Origin of the sequence: Streptomyces sp. NPDC005808 (genome assembly GCF_042871385.1) — a bacterium.
In the GTDB taxonomy this organism is placed as follows: Bacteria; Actinomycetota; Actinomycetes; order Streptomycetales; family Streptomycetaceae; genus Streptomyces.
The window spans coordinates 36,546-50,963 of the sequence record NZ_JBIAIK010000013.1 but is presented as its reverse complement, the minus strand read 5'-3'; the positions used below and the strand labels follow the sequence as shown (position 1 = coordinate 50,963).

Genomic DNA, 14,418 nt, shown 5'->3' with positions numbered 1-14,418 from the left:
CATGAAGCGCATCTCCGTCGACATCGGCGGCACATTCACCGACTGCTTCTTCGTCTGGGAGGAGAAGTACGTCGAGGCCAAGGCACTGACCACCCATCACAACCTGGCGCTCGGTTTCAACGAGGCCCTGGACCTGGCCTGTTCGCGGGCCGGCCTGGACCGCGACCAGGTCCTCTCCGAGGTCGACTCGGTCCGCTACGCGACCACGCTCGGCACCAACGCGCTCATCGAACGCAAGGGTCCCAAGGTCGGCGCCATCGTGACGCACGGCTTCGAGGACACCATCCCCCTCTCCCGCGGTCGTGGCTACGGCGAGGGCCTGGACCCCTCGATGCAGCAGAACCTGCCGGCCGCCGAGCGCCCGGACCCGCTCGTCCCGCGGCAGCTCATCCGCTCGGTGAAGGAGCGCGTCAACTCCGCGGGCAAGGTCGTCGTCCCTCTCCACGAGAAGGACGTGCGCACCATGGTGCGCGAACTCGTGGACGCCGGTGCCGAGGCGCTCGTCGTCTCGCTCACCAACGCCACCGAGAACCCCGACCACGAGCTGCGGATCCAGGAGATCATCCTCGAGGAGTACCCTCCGCACGAACTCGGCGCCATCCCGGTCCTGTTGGGGCACCAGGTCTCCGGCCGCAAGGGCGAGTACGTACGCGCCACATCCACCATCGTGGACGGCTTCCTGCACGAGATCATGTTCCACGCCCTGAGTCAGCTCGCGAACAACCTGCGTGAATCCGGCTACGACAAGCCGATGCTGGTCATCCACAACTCCGGTGGCATGGCGCAGATGAACTCCACCGACGCTCTCCAGACGATTCACTCCGGTCCCATCGCCGGCGTGGGCGCCGCCGAGCACCTGGCCGGCGAGACCGGTATCGGCCACGTCATCTCCACCGACATGGGCGGCACCTCCTTCGACATCGGACTGGTCCCCGAAGGCGGCGTCAAGCACTACGACTTCCAGCCCACGATCGACCGCTGGCTGGTGTCGGTCCCGATGATCCACCTGCTGACCCTCGGAGCGGGCGGCGGTTCCATCGCCTCGTACGACCGGATCCACAAGGGAGTCAAGCTCGGCCCCGAATCGGCCGGTTCCGATCCCGGCCCGGCCTGCTACGACCGTGGTGGTCTGCGCGCCACGGTCACCGACGCCGACCTATTGCTCGGCTACCTCGACCCGGACAACTACGCCAACGGGTTCATCAAGCTCAACCCCAAGCGGTCCGTCTTCGCCATCGAGGAGACGCTCTGCGACGAGCTCGACATGGACGTCATCCAGGCGGCCATGGAGATCAAGCGCGGTGTCGACGAACAGATGGCCATCGGCATCGCCAAGGAGCTTCGGGTACGGGGCTATCTCCCCGAGGACTTCACGATGCTCGCCTACGGAGGCAACGGTCCCCTGCACGCCTGCGGAATCGCCGACCACGCCGGGATCAAAAAGATCCTCGCGCCGCCCTTCGCGTCGGTGTTCTCCGCCCTGGGCGCAGGCAACATGAAGCAACTGCACATCCATGAGCGCGGCGCGCACGTGGTGATGTACAACGCCACCACGCGGGCTCTGTACGACCGGTACGACGAGTTCAACACCATCGTCGAGCAGCTGGAGGAAAAGGGCCGGGAGGATCTGGTGCGCCAGGGCTTCGATCCGGCGGATGTGCGCTACCGGCTCGAGATGGACATGCGCTACGGCAACCAACTCGTCACGACCGCCGTGGTGTTCGACACCAACCGGATCCATGGAGTCGGTGACGTCCTGCAGATGATCCGGACCTTCTCCGAGATCTACGGCCAGCGCTACGGCGAGGGTTCCGAGGCGCCCGAGGCCGGAATCCGCGTCCAGACCATTCGCGTCGCCTCATTCGTGGACGGCGACGTCGTGAAGTTCGACTCGCTGGAGTACGCGGGGGAGCGCACGGTACCGACCCCGGTCAGCCACCGCGACGTGCACTACGCCGGCGAGGCGGGACCGGTCAGAACGCCGATCTACGACTCCGCGACGCTGACCCATCGCCACCTCATCCCCGGCCCGGCCATCGTCACCACCGAGAACACCACCTACCTCGTAGAGCCCGGCTGGCGCCTGGAACCCACACCTCAGGGTGCCGTGTGGTTCCTGCGTGACTGAGCCTCGCCACAGACTTCAAGGAGTAGCGAAATGACCGCCATTCACGAGTCTCCGGCCGCCGGGCTGACGGCCCAGGAGCAGCAGTGGGTCGACCAGTTCATGGACGAGACGACTCTCTTCCTGGGCCCCGACCGGGACATCATGCGCTCCCACCACATCGCGCCCCGCTCGGTGCTGGAGGACGAGTACATCGCCAAGGGCGTCGACCCGCTCCAGATCGACCGCATCCGCAAGCGGCTCGCCGGCGCCCTCGACGAGGGCTACGAGATGTGCGAGGCCATGGGCGCGGCACCCGGTGCGAAGTGGGGTGACCTCACCACCGCCGTCTACACGGCCTCCGGTGACGTCACCTATCTGTCCTGCCACGGCGTCATCGCCTTCTCGGCGATCCTGCACCATCCGATCCGGTACATCATGAAGTACTGGAAGGACGAGCCCACGGTAGGCATTCACCCCGGCGACGGCTTCATCCACAACGACGCCCGCTACGGCAACGTCCACAACACAGACCAGTCGATGATCATGCCGGTCATCCGGAACGGCGAGATCATCGCCTGGGTCGCGGCCACCATTCACGAGGGTGAGAACGGCGCCTGCGAGCCCGGGGGCATGCCCTCCGGATCGGAGACCCCCTTCGATGACGGTCTGCGGATGAGCCCCTTCAAGATCGTCGAGCGGGGTGAGCTGCGCCGTGACCTCCTCACGTTCCTCCAGCACTCCGTCCGCGACCCCAAGCTCCAACTCGCCGACCTGAAGGTCAAGATCGGCGCGGTGCAGCGCATCATGGAGCGCATCGACCTCCTGATCGACGAGGTCGGCGTCGAGACCTTCGTCGCCGCCCTGCGCGTCACCGTCGAGGACGTGGAGGAGGAGGTCCGCCGCCGGATCAAGGAACTGCCGGACGGCACGGTCCGGTTCAACCAGTTCATGGACTCCACGCTCAAGGAGAACATCCTCATCAAGCTCGCCTGCAAGGTGACCGTCAAGGGCGACAAGATGACAGTCGACCTTCGCGGCACCGGGCCGGAGATCCTCAACCGAGCCATCAACTCCCCGCTGTGTTCGGTGAAGTCGATGTTCATGCAGGCGATCCTGGCCTTCTGGTGGCCGGATCTGCCCCGGTGCACCTCGGCCATGAGCCCGATCGAGATCATCTCGGACGAGCACACCTGGGCCGATGCCGGTTACGACGCCCCGATGGGCCAGTCGCTGCAGGCGTCCTTCCGCGGTTTCTCCGCCCTGCAGTCGTCCTGGGCCAAGATGCAGTTCGCCAACCCGGAGAAGTTCTCCAACGTCATCGCCCCCTGGTTCAACCAGATCAACACCTTCCTGTGGGGCGGTGTGACCCAGCACGGCGACCAGGTCGGCAACCTCTGCGCGGACCTGAACGGCATGCCGGGCGGGGCCAAGGCCTTCCTGGACGGGGAGGACGCCGTCTCCCCGCTGTTCTGCGCCATGGCCGACACGGCGGAGCAGGAGGTCATGGAGGAGGAGGTGCCCTTCATGCAGCTGGTCTCCAAGCGTCTGGTCCGCGACAACATGGGCTTCGGCAAGCACACCGGCGGCATGGGCTACGAGATGATCGTCGCCAGCGAGGGCACGCCGCTGTGGGGGTTCATGACGGTGACCTCCGGCGCCAAGTTCTCCTCCGTGTACGGGATGTTCGGCGGTTACGGCTGCGGCACCTATCCGCTGGCCCGCGTCAAGGGCATCAACGTCTACGACGTCCTGCGCAAGGACCCCGCCCGTTTCGACCTCTCCATCGAGAAGGTCATGAACGAGCAGCCCTTCGAGGGCGGCCAGTACATGACCGACCACATGGGTCTGCAGTTCGACGTCGCCAAGGACGGCGAGCTGTACATGATGAGCCAGGGAGCCGGCGGCGGTTACGGCGACGTCCTGGAGCGCGATCCGCTCGCCGTGGTCAAGGACGTCGAACTGAAGCGGATCAGCGAGAAGGTCGCCCGCGACATCTTCGCCGTCGCCTTCGACCCGGACACCTTCATCCTGGACACCGAAGGCACGAAGGAGCTGCGGGTCCAGGCCCGCCAGGACCGGCTCCGCCGCGGCAAGCCGTACGCCGAGTTCGTCGAGGAGTTCGTCACCGACGAGCCCGCCGAGGGCCTGCTGTACTACGGCTCGTGGGGCGACGACACCGAGGAGCTCACCGCCACGGTGTTCGGCATCGACGGCCCTCAGCGGGTCACCGCGCCGATCGAGAAGATGCCGATCGTCATGATTCCGGACCGCCGGGACCTGAAGGTCGCACAGCTCGAGGCCCGCGTACGCGAGCTGGAGGACAAGCACGGCGAGGAAGTGCGCCGGAAGTCCTGAACTCCCAGCCCGTTCCGCTCCTCGGCACGCCTCTGAACGCGTAGACATCTCGGCCCGACCGACGGTCCGCACGCGCTCAGGTCGGCCGTCGGCCGTCAGCCGACAGCTGTCGAACCGAACCACCGGCGGAGGACCAGTGGCACCCCGCCCCGCCCCGGCCCAGCTCCCCCCGCGGCCGTCCGGCGGCGCCTGGGAAGCACTGGCCTCCGCCGGTCTCCATCCGGCCGCACCCGCGGCCTCGACTGCCCGACACCCCTTCTGCGAACCCCCCGACGCCAGGACCCCTCATGGCCATGACCTTCACGTCGATCGTCTCCGCACCGCCCTCGGGCCGCCGGACCGCGCTCGTCATCGACCACCACCGCTACACACAAGGTGTCATCCTCCGGGGCCGGCCGGTCCCGTGGACGGACCCGACCGCCTACGCGCAATACGCCCGACAGGCCCAGGGCCTGCTCCGGTCCGACGCCACCCTGCTCGACCTGGGCGCCTTCTACGACCAGGTCCTCGCTGCCGACGACACGTTGAGGTCGTCCCTGTCCGCCCGTTCACGTACCGGGTACGCGCTCAAGACTCTCCTTGCGGCCGACACGGTCGCTGGACAGGCTGTCGAGCTGGCCCGTGTCGTGGCGGAGACGTCCGGGGCGCCGCTGATCCTGCAGATCCCGTCGCCCATGTGTTGGCTGGCACGCACTCACACGCTCGGCGGAGCGGGCTCCGTGAGCGATCTCGACGCTGACCGGGCGGAGAACGCCGCCATGTATGTCGCGGACTGGGTACGCCGACTGTCGGCCCTTCCGTTGGCGATGTTGCTCCTTGACGACCGCTGGTCCGGCGCGCAGCAGTTGCCGCGGGTGGAGGACGCGGCGTACAAGCCGCTTTCCAACATCACGGATCACTATCGCTGGACGCTGGGCCGGCGCACCCAGGACGGCGTCGGGCTCCTCGGGTCCGCCCTTTCCGGGGGGCTGATCCCGCACACGTACTGGCTCGCCGACGAGGTGCTCGCGCCCTCAGGTGACTTCCTCGTCGCGGACATTCCCGCGGACGCCGTGCCCGAGACGGTTCTCGCCCGACTCGCCGAGCTCGCCTGAGAACTCTCGTCCGAGAGCCCACTTGGAATCTTGCCTGGAACTCGCCCGAAAAGGAGAAAAGACTGTGGACAAGGTGGTCTACAACCCCACCCGGGCCATCGCCGGCATCGGCGACGGAGCAACGATCGCCTCCGGAGGCTTCGGCATCTGCGGGATTCCCGCCGTCCTCATCGACGCGATCGCGGACGCGGGCATCAAGAACCTGGAGGTCTACTCCAACAACTGCGGGACGGACGGGGTGGGCCTCGGGAAACTCCTGGAGCGCAAGCAGATCACGCGCATGGTCTCCTCCTACGTCGGCGAGAACAAGGAGTTCGCGCGTCAGTATCTGAGCGGTGAGCTCGAGGTCGAGCTCACTCCGCAGGGCACGCTGGCGGAGCGTCTGCGCGCCGCGGGAGTCGGCATTCCCGCCTTCTACACCAGGACAGGCGTCGGAACCCAGGTGGCGACGGGTGGACTGCCCTGGCGGTACGCGGAGGACGGCTCGGTGGCGGTCGCCTCGCCGCCGAAACCGGTGGCTGACTTCGGCGGGAGTTCCTTTCTGCTCGAACAGGCACTGCCTGCCGACTTCGCCCTCGTACGGGCCTGGAAGGGCGACCGGCACGGCAACCTGGTGTTCCGCATGGCCGCGCGCAACTTCAACCCCGTCTGCGCGATGGCCGCGAAGACCGCCGTCGCCGAGGTCGAGCACCTGGTCGAGCCGGGTGACCTCGACCCCGACTCCATTCACCTGCCCGGGGTCTACATCGACCGGGTCCTGCCCCTGACGACCGCACAGGTGGCGGACAAGGGCATGGAACGACTGACCACCCGCCCCCGCCCGTCCGAGTTCCGGGGAGAGTGACGATGCCGCTGACCAGGGAACAGATGGCAGCACGCGCGGCGCGGGAGCTGCGCGACGGCGACTACGTCAACCTGGGGATCGGTCTGCCGACACTGGTCCCGAACCATATCCATGCCGGCATGGAGCTGGTCCTGCAGTCCGAGAACGGCATCCTCGGCACGGGGCCCTACCCGTACGCGGGCGACCAGGACCCGGATCTGATCAACGCGGGCAAGGAGACCGTGACCGTCCGGGCGGGTGCCAGCTTCTTCGACTCGGGCACGAGCTTCGGCATGATCCGCTCCGGCAAGATCGACGCGGCGATCCTCGGAGCCATGCAGGTCTCCGCACAGGGGGACATCGCCAACTGGGCGATCCCCGGAAAAATGATCAAGGGGATGGGCGGCGCGATGGACCTGGTCCACGGCGCCCGCAAGGTCATCGTCCTGATGGAACACGTCGCAAGGGACGGCGCGTTCAAGGTCGTCAGGAACTGCACCCTGCCGCTGACCGGCCAACGGGTCGTCCACCGGATCATCACCGACCTCGCCGTCCTCGACGTCACCGATGACGGGCTACGACTGGTGGAGTGCGCCCCCGGTGTCACCGAAGCCGAGGTGCGGGCGGCGACCGAACCCGAACTCATCACAGGGCCTGCGTGAAAGCTGCCCTCCTGCCGACCTGCGCCGCCACCGCCCTGCCCGACCACACGGCGGTCCACCTGGCACGCCCGCGCGGTGGCCGGGATCGGCCGTGACGCCGAATCCGGCCTCGTCGTCACCGGCGAGGAACATGCGGCGACCGCCGTCCGCACGGTCCCGGGGATCGAGCTACTGGTGGCGGACAGTACCGAGTACGAGGCGTTCGCCGGATCCGAGGACCTCGTAGCCGCGCCGCGTTCCACGGGCCTGCCGACCTCGCCTGCTCCTGTCCACCTCGGCCACGCCCAGGCGGCCGAAGAGCGTGATGCTCGGCCATCGCCAGATGCTGGCGCCGGCCCTCAGTCCTCACGCCCAGTTCCTCCAAGCGACACATTCGATCTCCGGCGGAGGCCAGGGGTGGTCGCCCCCGCACCAGCGGCCGCCGCACCGTGTCCACGGCAGCCGGTGGGGTACCCGGGGGATGCGGCGGGACGCCGAAGAGAGAGCGGAGAGCACGACGACACCCGAAGGGAGCCGGGGCGATGCCGAGACTGATGACGGTCGTCAGGGCGTCCACCGGGGCCGACCTCTCTGCCTGACCAGCACTACGCACCAGCGAAGGAACCCTGCAGGAGCGCTTCTGGAGGCACAGTGACCAGCACTGAGCACGGCTGCGTGGTCGTCGGAGTCGACGGCACGCCGTACTCCCGGCTCGCGGCGGACTGGGCGGCTTCGGAGGCGGAGCGGCGCGGCTGCGGATTGAGGGTTGTCCACGCCGTCAGCCGGGGTGTGGACTCCGCGTACGGTGAGGCGCTGGAGCTGGGCCTGACGGAACGGGCCATGGAGGCGGCCGTCGGCGTTCTCGACGACGCCCGGACGCGACTCACGGTCGGCCATCCCGGCGTGCCGGTCGAGACCCAGCCCGCGAGGGACGATCCGGCCCAGGCGCTGATGAGCGCGGCAGAGGACGCCGATCTGATCGTGGTGGGCACTCGGGGGCGCGGTGGGTTCGCCGAGCTGCTGCTGGGTTCGGTGAGCCGCAAGGTGGCCGCGCACGCCGACCGGCCGGTCGTGGTGGTGCGCGGGGACACGGTGAAAGCCGTCGGCAACGGCATCGTCGCGGGCGTACGCGACGAGCGGGACGAGGAAGCCGTACGGTTCGCGCTCGTCGAGGCGGAGCTGCACCGGGCCGATGTGCGGCTGGTGCACTCCTGGACGCCGCTTGCCCACACCGGCCCCGGGACCTCGCGGGTCAGTCACATGGAGGAGGAGCGGAACGCCCACACTCAGATCCTGAACCACGCCGCGCGTCCGGTCGCCGAGCACCCGACGGTCCATGTGGACACCGAGCTGACCGTGGACTCGGCAGCCGGGGCACTGGTGAAGCTGTCGGACGGGGCCGGCCTGGTGGTGCTGCCGCGCCACTCGGTGGAGGGCAGGTTCGGGCTGCCGCTCGGCACGGTGGTGCACGCCGTGCTGCATCACGCGCACTGCCCTGTCGCCGTCGTCCCGGCGGGCTAGAACGACAGCGACAGCGGGGGCCGGAGCGGTCCGTCCCGCGGATCATGCCGAACCGGGCAGCCGGTCTCAACCTCGGCGTTCATACTCCCCAATGCCCGACGCGGTGGGCGATGAGCGCCGTTGTGCAGGAGTTCATGTCTCTGTACCTGGGTACTCGGCGTCGTGCCGGGATGAGATCTGGCGTCGGGCTCCGCGCGGAACAACGGTCAGTGAGGAGGAACCGATGGGCACAGTGAAAGAAGCAGCAGTGGACATCGGGGCCGTCCGCACGGCCTGCACCCAGTGGACACGGTTCGAGGAGTTCCCGCGCTTCATGGAGGGCGTCGAGGAGGTGCGACACCTTGACGACCGGCACAACCACTGGAACACAAGATCGGCGGGCAGATCCTGGCTCGGCCATCTGACAAGCAGGGAGGCGAAGGTGCACGTGAGGCTGGTTGCTGAGCTGTTCTGGCCAGGGAGATGAAGGGGCAGGCATGTCCGAGGTGAAGGATTCCGCTGAGCGCGAGCGCGAGCGCGGCACCGTACCCGGCGCGCCCCTGGCAGGGTACTCGGCCGATACGGCCGCCTACCCGATAGCACTTGGAGCGTCGGAGGGCCAGGGTCCTTGGCAGGATCGCCATCAGGCGATTCTGGAGGCCGCGAAGCAGGTCGGCTCCCTGTTGAAGCGACAAGGTCACCCTTTTGCCCTCGGGGGGAGCGTTGCGGTCCACGCCCACGGCGGATCGGGTCGGCTGCAGAACGACGCCGACTTCGTCGTGAGGCGCGAGGACGCGGATGCCGTCGCGGCCACCTTGAAGGAGGCCGGCGTGAGGGTCGTCGAGCCGCCCGAGGACTGGCTGTGGAAAGCGAAGTGCCTGGGCCAGGACATCGATCTTCTGTTCGAGCTGGCGCATCAGCCGGTGACGTCGGAGATGCTGGGCCGAGCGGTGGATCTGCCCGTGGACTCGGTGCACATGCCGGTGCTGGCCGCCACCGATCTGGTGTGGAGCCTCCTGGCGTCGTTCTCCGAGCACCACTGCGACTTCGGTGCCGTGCTGCCCATCGCACGGGCTCTGCGGGAGAAGGTCGACTGGGAGCGGGTCCGCGAGGACTGCGCGGACGCGCCGATGCCGGCAGCGTTCCTCTACCTGCTGGAGCGCCTGCAGGTGATCACGCCGGCGAGTGGGACATGAGGAGACGGTCATGAACGGCCACGGCAGGGAAACGGAGTCGGCGGCGAACATCGAGTACCGGATCGCAGGCTTGGAGGCGCGCCTCGCCGCGGGAGAACTGGGCGAGCTGGGCATGCGCATCGAGATGCACGGGGCGGCCGTGACGGTCCGGGGAACCGTGCCTACCGCCGACTGCCGTGAGGAACTGCTGCGTGCGGTGGGTCAGGAACTCGCGGGGCTCGCGGTCCATACGGACATCCTGATCGCCGAGGTCACGCCGCCCGACCACTCGGAGGACCTGACATGATCCGCGTCGCGGCCGTCGGTGACATCCACATGGGTCCGGACAGCCAGGGGCTCCTCAGGCCCGCGTTCGACACCCTGCCCGGCTGCGCCGACCTGCTGCTCCTCGCCGGCGACCTCACCCGGCACGGCACACCGGAGGAGGCACGGGTGGTCGCCGAGGAGCTGACCGGTCTGGCCGTCCCCGTCGTGGCTGTTCTCGGCAACCACGACCATCACGACGAGAAGCCGGAGGAGGTCACCGACATTCTCCGTAAGGCGGGCGTGTGGGTCCTGGAGGGTGAGGGAACGGTTGTCGAGGTCGACGGCATCCGTGTCGGCGTCGCCGGTACCAAGGGGTTCGGGGGCGGGTTCGCGGGGCGGTGCGGCAGTGAGTTCGGCGAACCACTGATGAAGGAGTTCGTCCGGTACACGCGCCGATGCGCGGACGGTCTGCGCGGCAGTCTCGAAGCTCTGGAGCGAGAGGGCTGTACGGTACGGATCGCGCTCACGCACTTCTCCCCGGTTCCGGACACCCTGGCGGGCGAGCCCCCGGAGATCTATCCGTTCCTCGGCAGCTACCTGCTGGCGGAGGCGGTGGACACCGCAGGCGCCGACCTGGTCGTCCACGGGCACGCCCACGCCGGCACGGAACACGGGATGACCGGCGGAGGCGTACGCGTACGGAATGTCGCGCAGCCGGTCATCCGCCGGGCCTTCAGCGTCTACCACCTGCATGCCGGGGACACGCCCGTGCCGGCTCAGCCCGCATTCGCTCGTCCGGTCGAGTGAGCCGGCCAACACTCACTTGGAGCCGCCATGGAACCGCAGCACCCCGCCCCGGGACCACTTGCCGCCCCCGTGGCCCTGGTCACCGGGTCCGACTCCGGCATCGGCCGTGCCACAGCCGTCCGGCTGGCCGAAGCCGGCATGGACATCGGCATCACCTGGCACCGCGACGAGGAAGGGGCACAGCAGACGGCTGACGAGGTACGCGCGGCCGGGCGCCGCGCCGAGATCGAGCAGTTGGACCTCACCCGGCTTCCGGAGGCCGCCGGGGTCGTGGACCGGCTGGCCGAGCGGCTGGGCAGGCTCGACGTACTGGTCAACAACTCGGGGACCGGCACCATGACCCCGTTCCTCGATCTGGATCTCGACACCGTGCGCGAGGTCGTCGATGTCGATCTGGTGGGGCCCTTCCTGTGCGCTCAGCGCGCCGCCCACCACATGATCGCCCAGGGCGACGGCGGCCGGATCATCAACGTCACCAGCGTTCATGAGCATCAGCCACGTGTGGGGGCGGCACCGTACTGCGCGGCCAAGGGCGGGCTCGGGCTGCTCACCCAGGTCATGGCGCTCGAACTGGCCGAACACGGGATCACCGTGAACGCTGTCGCTCCCGGTGAGATCGCCACGCCGATGACCGGCAAGGAGGACACCGACGTCACCACCGAGCGGCGGCCCGGGGTCCCCCTGGGGCGCCCGGGCGATGCCCGGGAGGTCGCGGCAGTGATCGCCTTCCTGGCCGGCCCGGACGCGTCCTACGTCACGGGCGCCTCCTGGGCGGTGGACGGCGGCATGCTGCGGATGGGACCGCAGGCCGGCAGCCATCTTCCCGACGATGCCTGGCGGCGGCCCTGAGTCCGCCCGGCAAGGGCTCCGTGACCGGAGCCACCATCATGATCAAGGTGAGCGTCATGGTTCCGCTTCCCTTGCGCGGTGCCAGGTGTCCGGAGCGCCGTGAGGAAGTGTGAGCGGGAGGGCCCTACGACGGTGTGTTACTGCGCTGCATATCCCTTGACGGCCCTGGCGCTGGTGCCCACGAGTACCGGCTCGGAGTCACGCTCGATGGCTGGGTCGCCGATGTTCAGACCTGAACGATCGCGTGCCTCGTGACCCGTTGACTGGAAGGGCCCGCCCGGTCGAGAGTCACCACCCGCTTCTTCTTGAGGGCCGTGATCGCGTTGTTCGCGAAACTTCCGTCCCGGAAACTCCCGTCTTTACGCGCACTGCCTTCGGGAGGGGAGGGCTGCTTTGTTGGCAACCGCGACGCGGGCAGCGCCCCGCAGCTCAACCGGATCGGTTGGCTCTTCGGCGGGCTGGGTACCCGGCGTTCGTGCAGGCGGCGCATCATGCAGTCCGCTGCGTGACTGGGCCGAACGCGGCCAGAAGGACGATCGGCCGTCTTGACACGGCAGTTCTGGCACCGCGGGCGCACTCGTGTGCGGGCGCGGCTGGGTGTGAAGGCACGACGGCAGCCCCGGCAGGATGGGCAGGCGGAAAAATGAACCAATCAGACGGCGCTCAGGCGGACCGGCCTCCCGGACCCGTTGCCTATGACGCCACCCCTTATCTGCCGAAGCGGGGCGGGCTCCCTGTTCCCGATCCGGACGTAGGACGTCACGGAAGCGCGGACCGAAATGGGGGCGAAGGGATCGTACGGTGCGGTGGGCTCAGCTCAGGTCGACCTGGAAGACCTTGCCGGAGTCGGCGGGCCGGCCGCCGTTGGCGTCGGCGTCGGTCGTGGTCAGCCACAGGGAGTTGAGACCGGGCACGGTCTCCGGCCCGCTCTCGAGGTCACTGTCTGCTCCCTGCACGCTCGCTGACCCGGCCGCCCGTGCTGTGTGCGTACTCGGCACCGCGGCAGGAGGCGCGGAGGCGCAGAGCTGCGGCACGTGACGGCAGGTGGATCTGGGACACAACCGGGGGCAACGGGTGGGATCACGGCGGCGTGAGGGCGTCGAGCTGTGCCGCGAGGTCGGGGTGGTTGGTGGTCAGGTGGGGGCGGGTGGCGTTGAGGGGGCGGATGAGTTCGGCGGGGTCATCGTGGGCAAGGGCCGTGTGGAGCTGGCTGAGCCGGGGGCCGGCTGCGGTGGGCAGGTCGGTGAGTGCGGTGATCTGGCCGGCGATGCGGCGCAGGTCGGCCGCGTTGCGGCGGGCCCAGGTGGCGGTGGTGCGTTCGGCGGCGCGGCGTTCGCGGGTGGCCTGGACGCGTTGTTCGCCGGTGGTTCCGTCGGGGCCGGGGCGGCCGCGCAGGTAGCGGCGTTCGGCGGCCTGGCGGCTGGCGACGCCGAGGGGGTGGGCGAGGTCGGCCCAGCTGGCCCCCGAATCGCGGGCGGTTTCGATCAGACCGGTCTCCCATTCGGCGAGCTGCTCGCGCACCTGGCGCAGCAGCATCAGGGAGGCCAGCGCCTGCTCCGTGCCGGGACCGGGTGCATCCGGGGCGCCCGGGGAGTCCCGCTGGGCGTCGCGCAGGGCGTCGTCGATGGCGTGCAGGGCCGCCGCGGCGGCGAGAAACGATGCCGGGCCATGGGTAGTCGTACTGGTCCTGGACGGCTGGTCGGCTGCGGTCACGGACACCTCCCTCTTGATGTCATCACGTGGACGACATTGTGCTTGTCATCGATTGGATGACATGTTACAACGGTGTCAGTGAGCGCATTGGCAGCAACTGCCTGAACCTGCTGGAGGTGTTTTCACGATGTTGATGCGCACTGACCCCTTCCGTGAGCTGGACCGGCTGGCCCAGCAGCTGATGGGCCCGGGCACCTGGTCCCGCCCGTCGGCGATGCCGATGGACGCCTACCGCGAGGGCGACGAGTACGTGGTGGCCTTCGACCTCCCGGGCGTCACCGCGGACGCGATCGATATCGACGTCGAGCGGAACATGCTCACCGTAAAGGCCGAGCGGCGGCCGGTGACGAAGTCCGATGACGTGCAGATGGAGCTGTCCGAGCGGCCGCTGGGTGTCTTCTCCCGCCAGATCGTGCTCGCGGACACCCTCGACACCGAGCACATCCAGGCCGACCACGATGCCGGCGTGCTCACCCTGCGCATCCCGATCGCCGAGCGGGCCAAGCCCCGCAAGATCTCCATCGGCGTCGGATCCGGCCGCAAGAAGATCTCCGGCTGACACCGGCCGGACGGGTGCGGAGGGCGGGCACCTGTTCTTCCTCCGCTTCGTTCTCCGCACCCCCGTGGACAGTCCGAAGAAGACGGGGTGGCGGCCGAGATGGCTCTGCGACGCGAAGTGTTCCTCGGCCATGTGCAGGAACGCGGCAGGTACGACAGTCGGCACGAAGCCGAGCGCGCGGCACGCGTGGTGCTCGCCCTCCTCGGCTCGCACCTGGTCGGCAACGTCCGCGCCCAGCTCGCGGCGCGCCTGCCGGAGGAGTTCGCCCTGATCCTGCTCAACCCGCTGCAGAGCGCCGAGCCGCTGCCCCCGGAACGGTTCGTCCGTGCAACCGCCGCGTGGATCGAAGGCGCTACCGAGCAGACCGCGGCCTGGGACGTCAGCGCCGTGCTGTCCACCGTCGCCGACGCCGTCGACGAGGACCTGCTGGCCCAGATCCTGCTTCAGCTCCCCGTCGGCTACGACCTGCTCTTCGGCCGTCCCCAGCCCACCTGACCAACTCACACCCCGGTGCCCGAACACCGGCCA

The 14,418-nt window shown here is 68.7% G+C and carries 14 protein-coding genes and 1 pseudogene; 13 read left to right on the top strand and 2 right to left on the bottom strand.

Annotation, left to right across the window (positions count from 1 at the left end; translation table 11 throughout):
* Nucleotide 1: 1 nt before the first annotated feature.
* The 11 genes and pseudogenes from ACFYPC_RS26395 to ACFYPC_RS26345 all read left to right on the top strand — a co-directional run bounded on the left by ACFYPC_RS26395 (nucleotide 2) and on the right by ACFYPC_RS26345 (nucleotide 11,618).
* Complete coding sequence (locus ACFYPC_RS26395) at nucleotides 2-2,128, top strand: hydantoinase/oxoprolinase family protein (RefSeq protein WP_388680806.1); 2,127 nt, start codon at nucleotides 2-4, stop codon at nucleotides 2,126-2,128.
* A gap of 30 nt (nucleotides 2,129-2,158) precedes the next feature.
* Nucleotides 2,159-4,462: a hydantoinase B/oxoprolinase family protein gene (locus ACFYPC_RS26390; RefSeq protein ID WP_388680803.1), complete on the top strand. Its 2,304-nt coding sequence runs from the start codon at nucleotides 2,159-2,161 to the stop codon at nucleotides 4,460-4,462.
* A gap of 287 nt (nucleotides 4,463-4,749) precedes the next feature.
* Entirely contained in the window at nucleotides 4,750-5,556 is an 807-nt protein-coding gene (locus ACFYPC_RS26385; protein WP_388680800.1) for a hypothetical protein, read from the top strand.
* Between the two features lie 64 nt (nucleotides 5,557-5,620).
* A complete protein-coding gene (locus ACFYPC_RS26380; protein ID WP_388680797.1) occupies nucleotides 5,621-6,400 on the top strand; it encodes a CoA transferase subunit A in 780 nt (259 codons plus the stop codon).
* Between the two features lie 2 nt (nucleotides 6,401-6,402).
* Entirely contained in the window at nucleotides 6,403-7,041 is a 639-nt protein-coding gene (locus tag ACFYPC_RS26375; RefSeq protein WP_388680794.1) for a CoA transferase subunit B, read from the top strand.
* A gap of 630 nt (nucleotides 7,042-7,671) precedes the next feature.
* Nucleotides 7,672-8,541, top strand: coding sequence for a universal stress protein (locus ACFYPC_RS26370; RefSeq protein ID WP_388680792.1), 870 nt, complete (start codon nucleotides 7,672-7,674; stop codon nucleotides 8,539-8,541).
* Between the two features lie 223 nt (nucleotides 8,542-8,764).
* Nucleotides 8,765-8,923: pseudogene (locus ACFYPC_RS26365) on the top strand (cyclase); the annotation flags it as partial.
* A gap of 94 nt (nucleotides 8,924-9,017) precedes the next feature.
* Nucleotides 9,018-9,716: a nucleotidyltransferase family protein gene (locus ACFYPC_RS26360; protein ID WP_388680788.1), complete on the top strand. Its 699-nt coding sequence runs from the start codon at nucleotides 9,018-9,020 to the stop codon at nucleotides 9,714-9,716.
* A gap of 10 nt (nucleotides 9,717-9,726) precedes the next feature.
* On the top strand, nucleotides 9,727-10,002 hold the full coding sequence (locus tag ACFYPC_RS26355; protein WP_388680786.1) for a hypothetical protein: 276 nt from the start codon (nucleotides 9,727-9,729) through the stop codon (nucleotides 10,000-10,002).
* Complete coding sequence (locus ACFYPC_RS26350; protein ID WP_388680783.1) at nucleotides 9,999-10,769, top strand: metallophosphoesterase; 771 nt, start codon at nucleotides 9,999-10,001, stop codon at nucleotides 10,767-10,769. Before ACFYPC_RS26355 ends, ACFYPC_RS26350 begins: the two co-directional genes overlap by 4 nt.
* 27 nt (nucleotides 10,770-10,796) lie before the next feature.
* A complete protein-coding gene (locus ACFYPC_RS26345) occupies nucleotides 10,797-11,618 on the top strand; it encodes an SDR family oxidoreductase (protein ID WP_388680781.1) in 822 nt (273 codons plus the stop codon).
* An 812-nt stretch (nucleotides 11,619-12,430) separates the two neighbouring features.
* Here ACFYPC_RS26345 and ACFYPC_RS26340 read toward each other — a convergent pair.
* Entirely contained in the window at nucleotides 12,431-12,574 is a 144-nt protein-coding gene (locus ACFYPC_RS26340) for a hypothetical protein (RefSeq protein ID WP_388680779.1), read from the bottom strand.
* A 124-nt stretch (nucleotides 12,575-12,698) separates the two neighbouring features.
* Entirely contained in the window at nucleotides 12,699-13,331 is a 633-nt protein-coding gene (locus tag ACFYPC_RS26335) for a type III effector protein (RefSeq protein ID WP_388680777.1), read from the bottom strand.
* Between the two features lie 127 nt (nucleotides 13,332-13,458).
* On the opposite strand from ACFYPC_RS26335, the gene ACFYPC_RS26330 reads away from it, so the two are divergent.
* Together ACFYPC_RS26330 and ACFYPC_RS26325 are read left to right on the top strand one after the other, a co-directional pair.
* A complete protein-coding gene (locus tag ACFYPC_RS26330) occupies nucleotides 13,459-13,890 on the top strand; it encodes an Hsp20/alpha crystallin family protein (protein ID WP_388680775.1) in 432 nt (143 codons plus the stop codon).
* Nucleotides 13,891-13,989: 99 nt separating this feature from the next.
* Entirely contained in the window at nucleotides 13,990-14,385 is a 396-nt protein-coding gene (locus tag ACFYPC_RS26325) for a DUF2267 domain-containing protein (protein ID WP_388681242.1), read from the top strand.
* The last annotated feature ends 33 nt before the right edge of the window (nucleotides 14,386-14,418 follow it).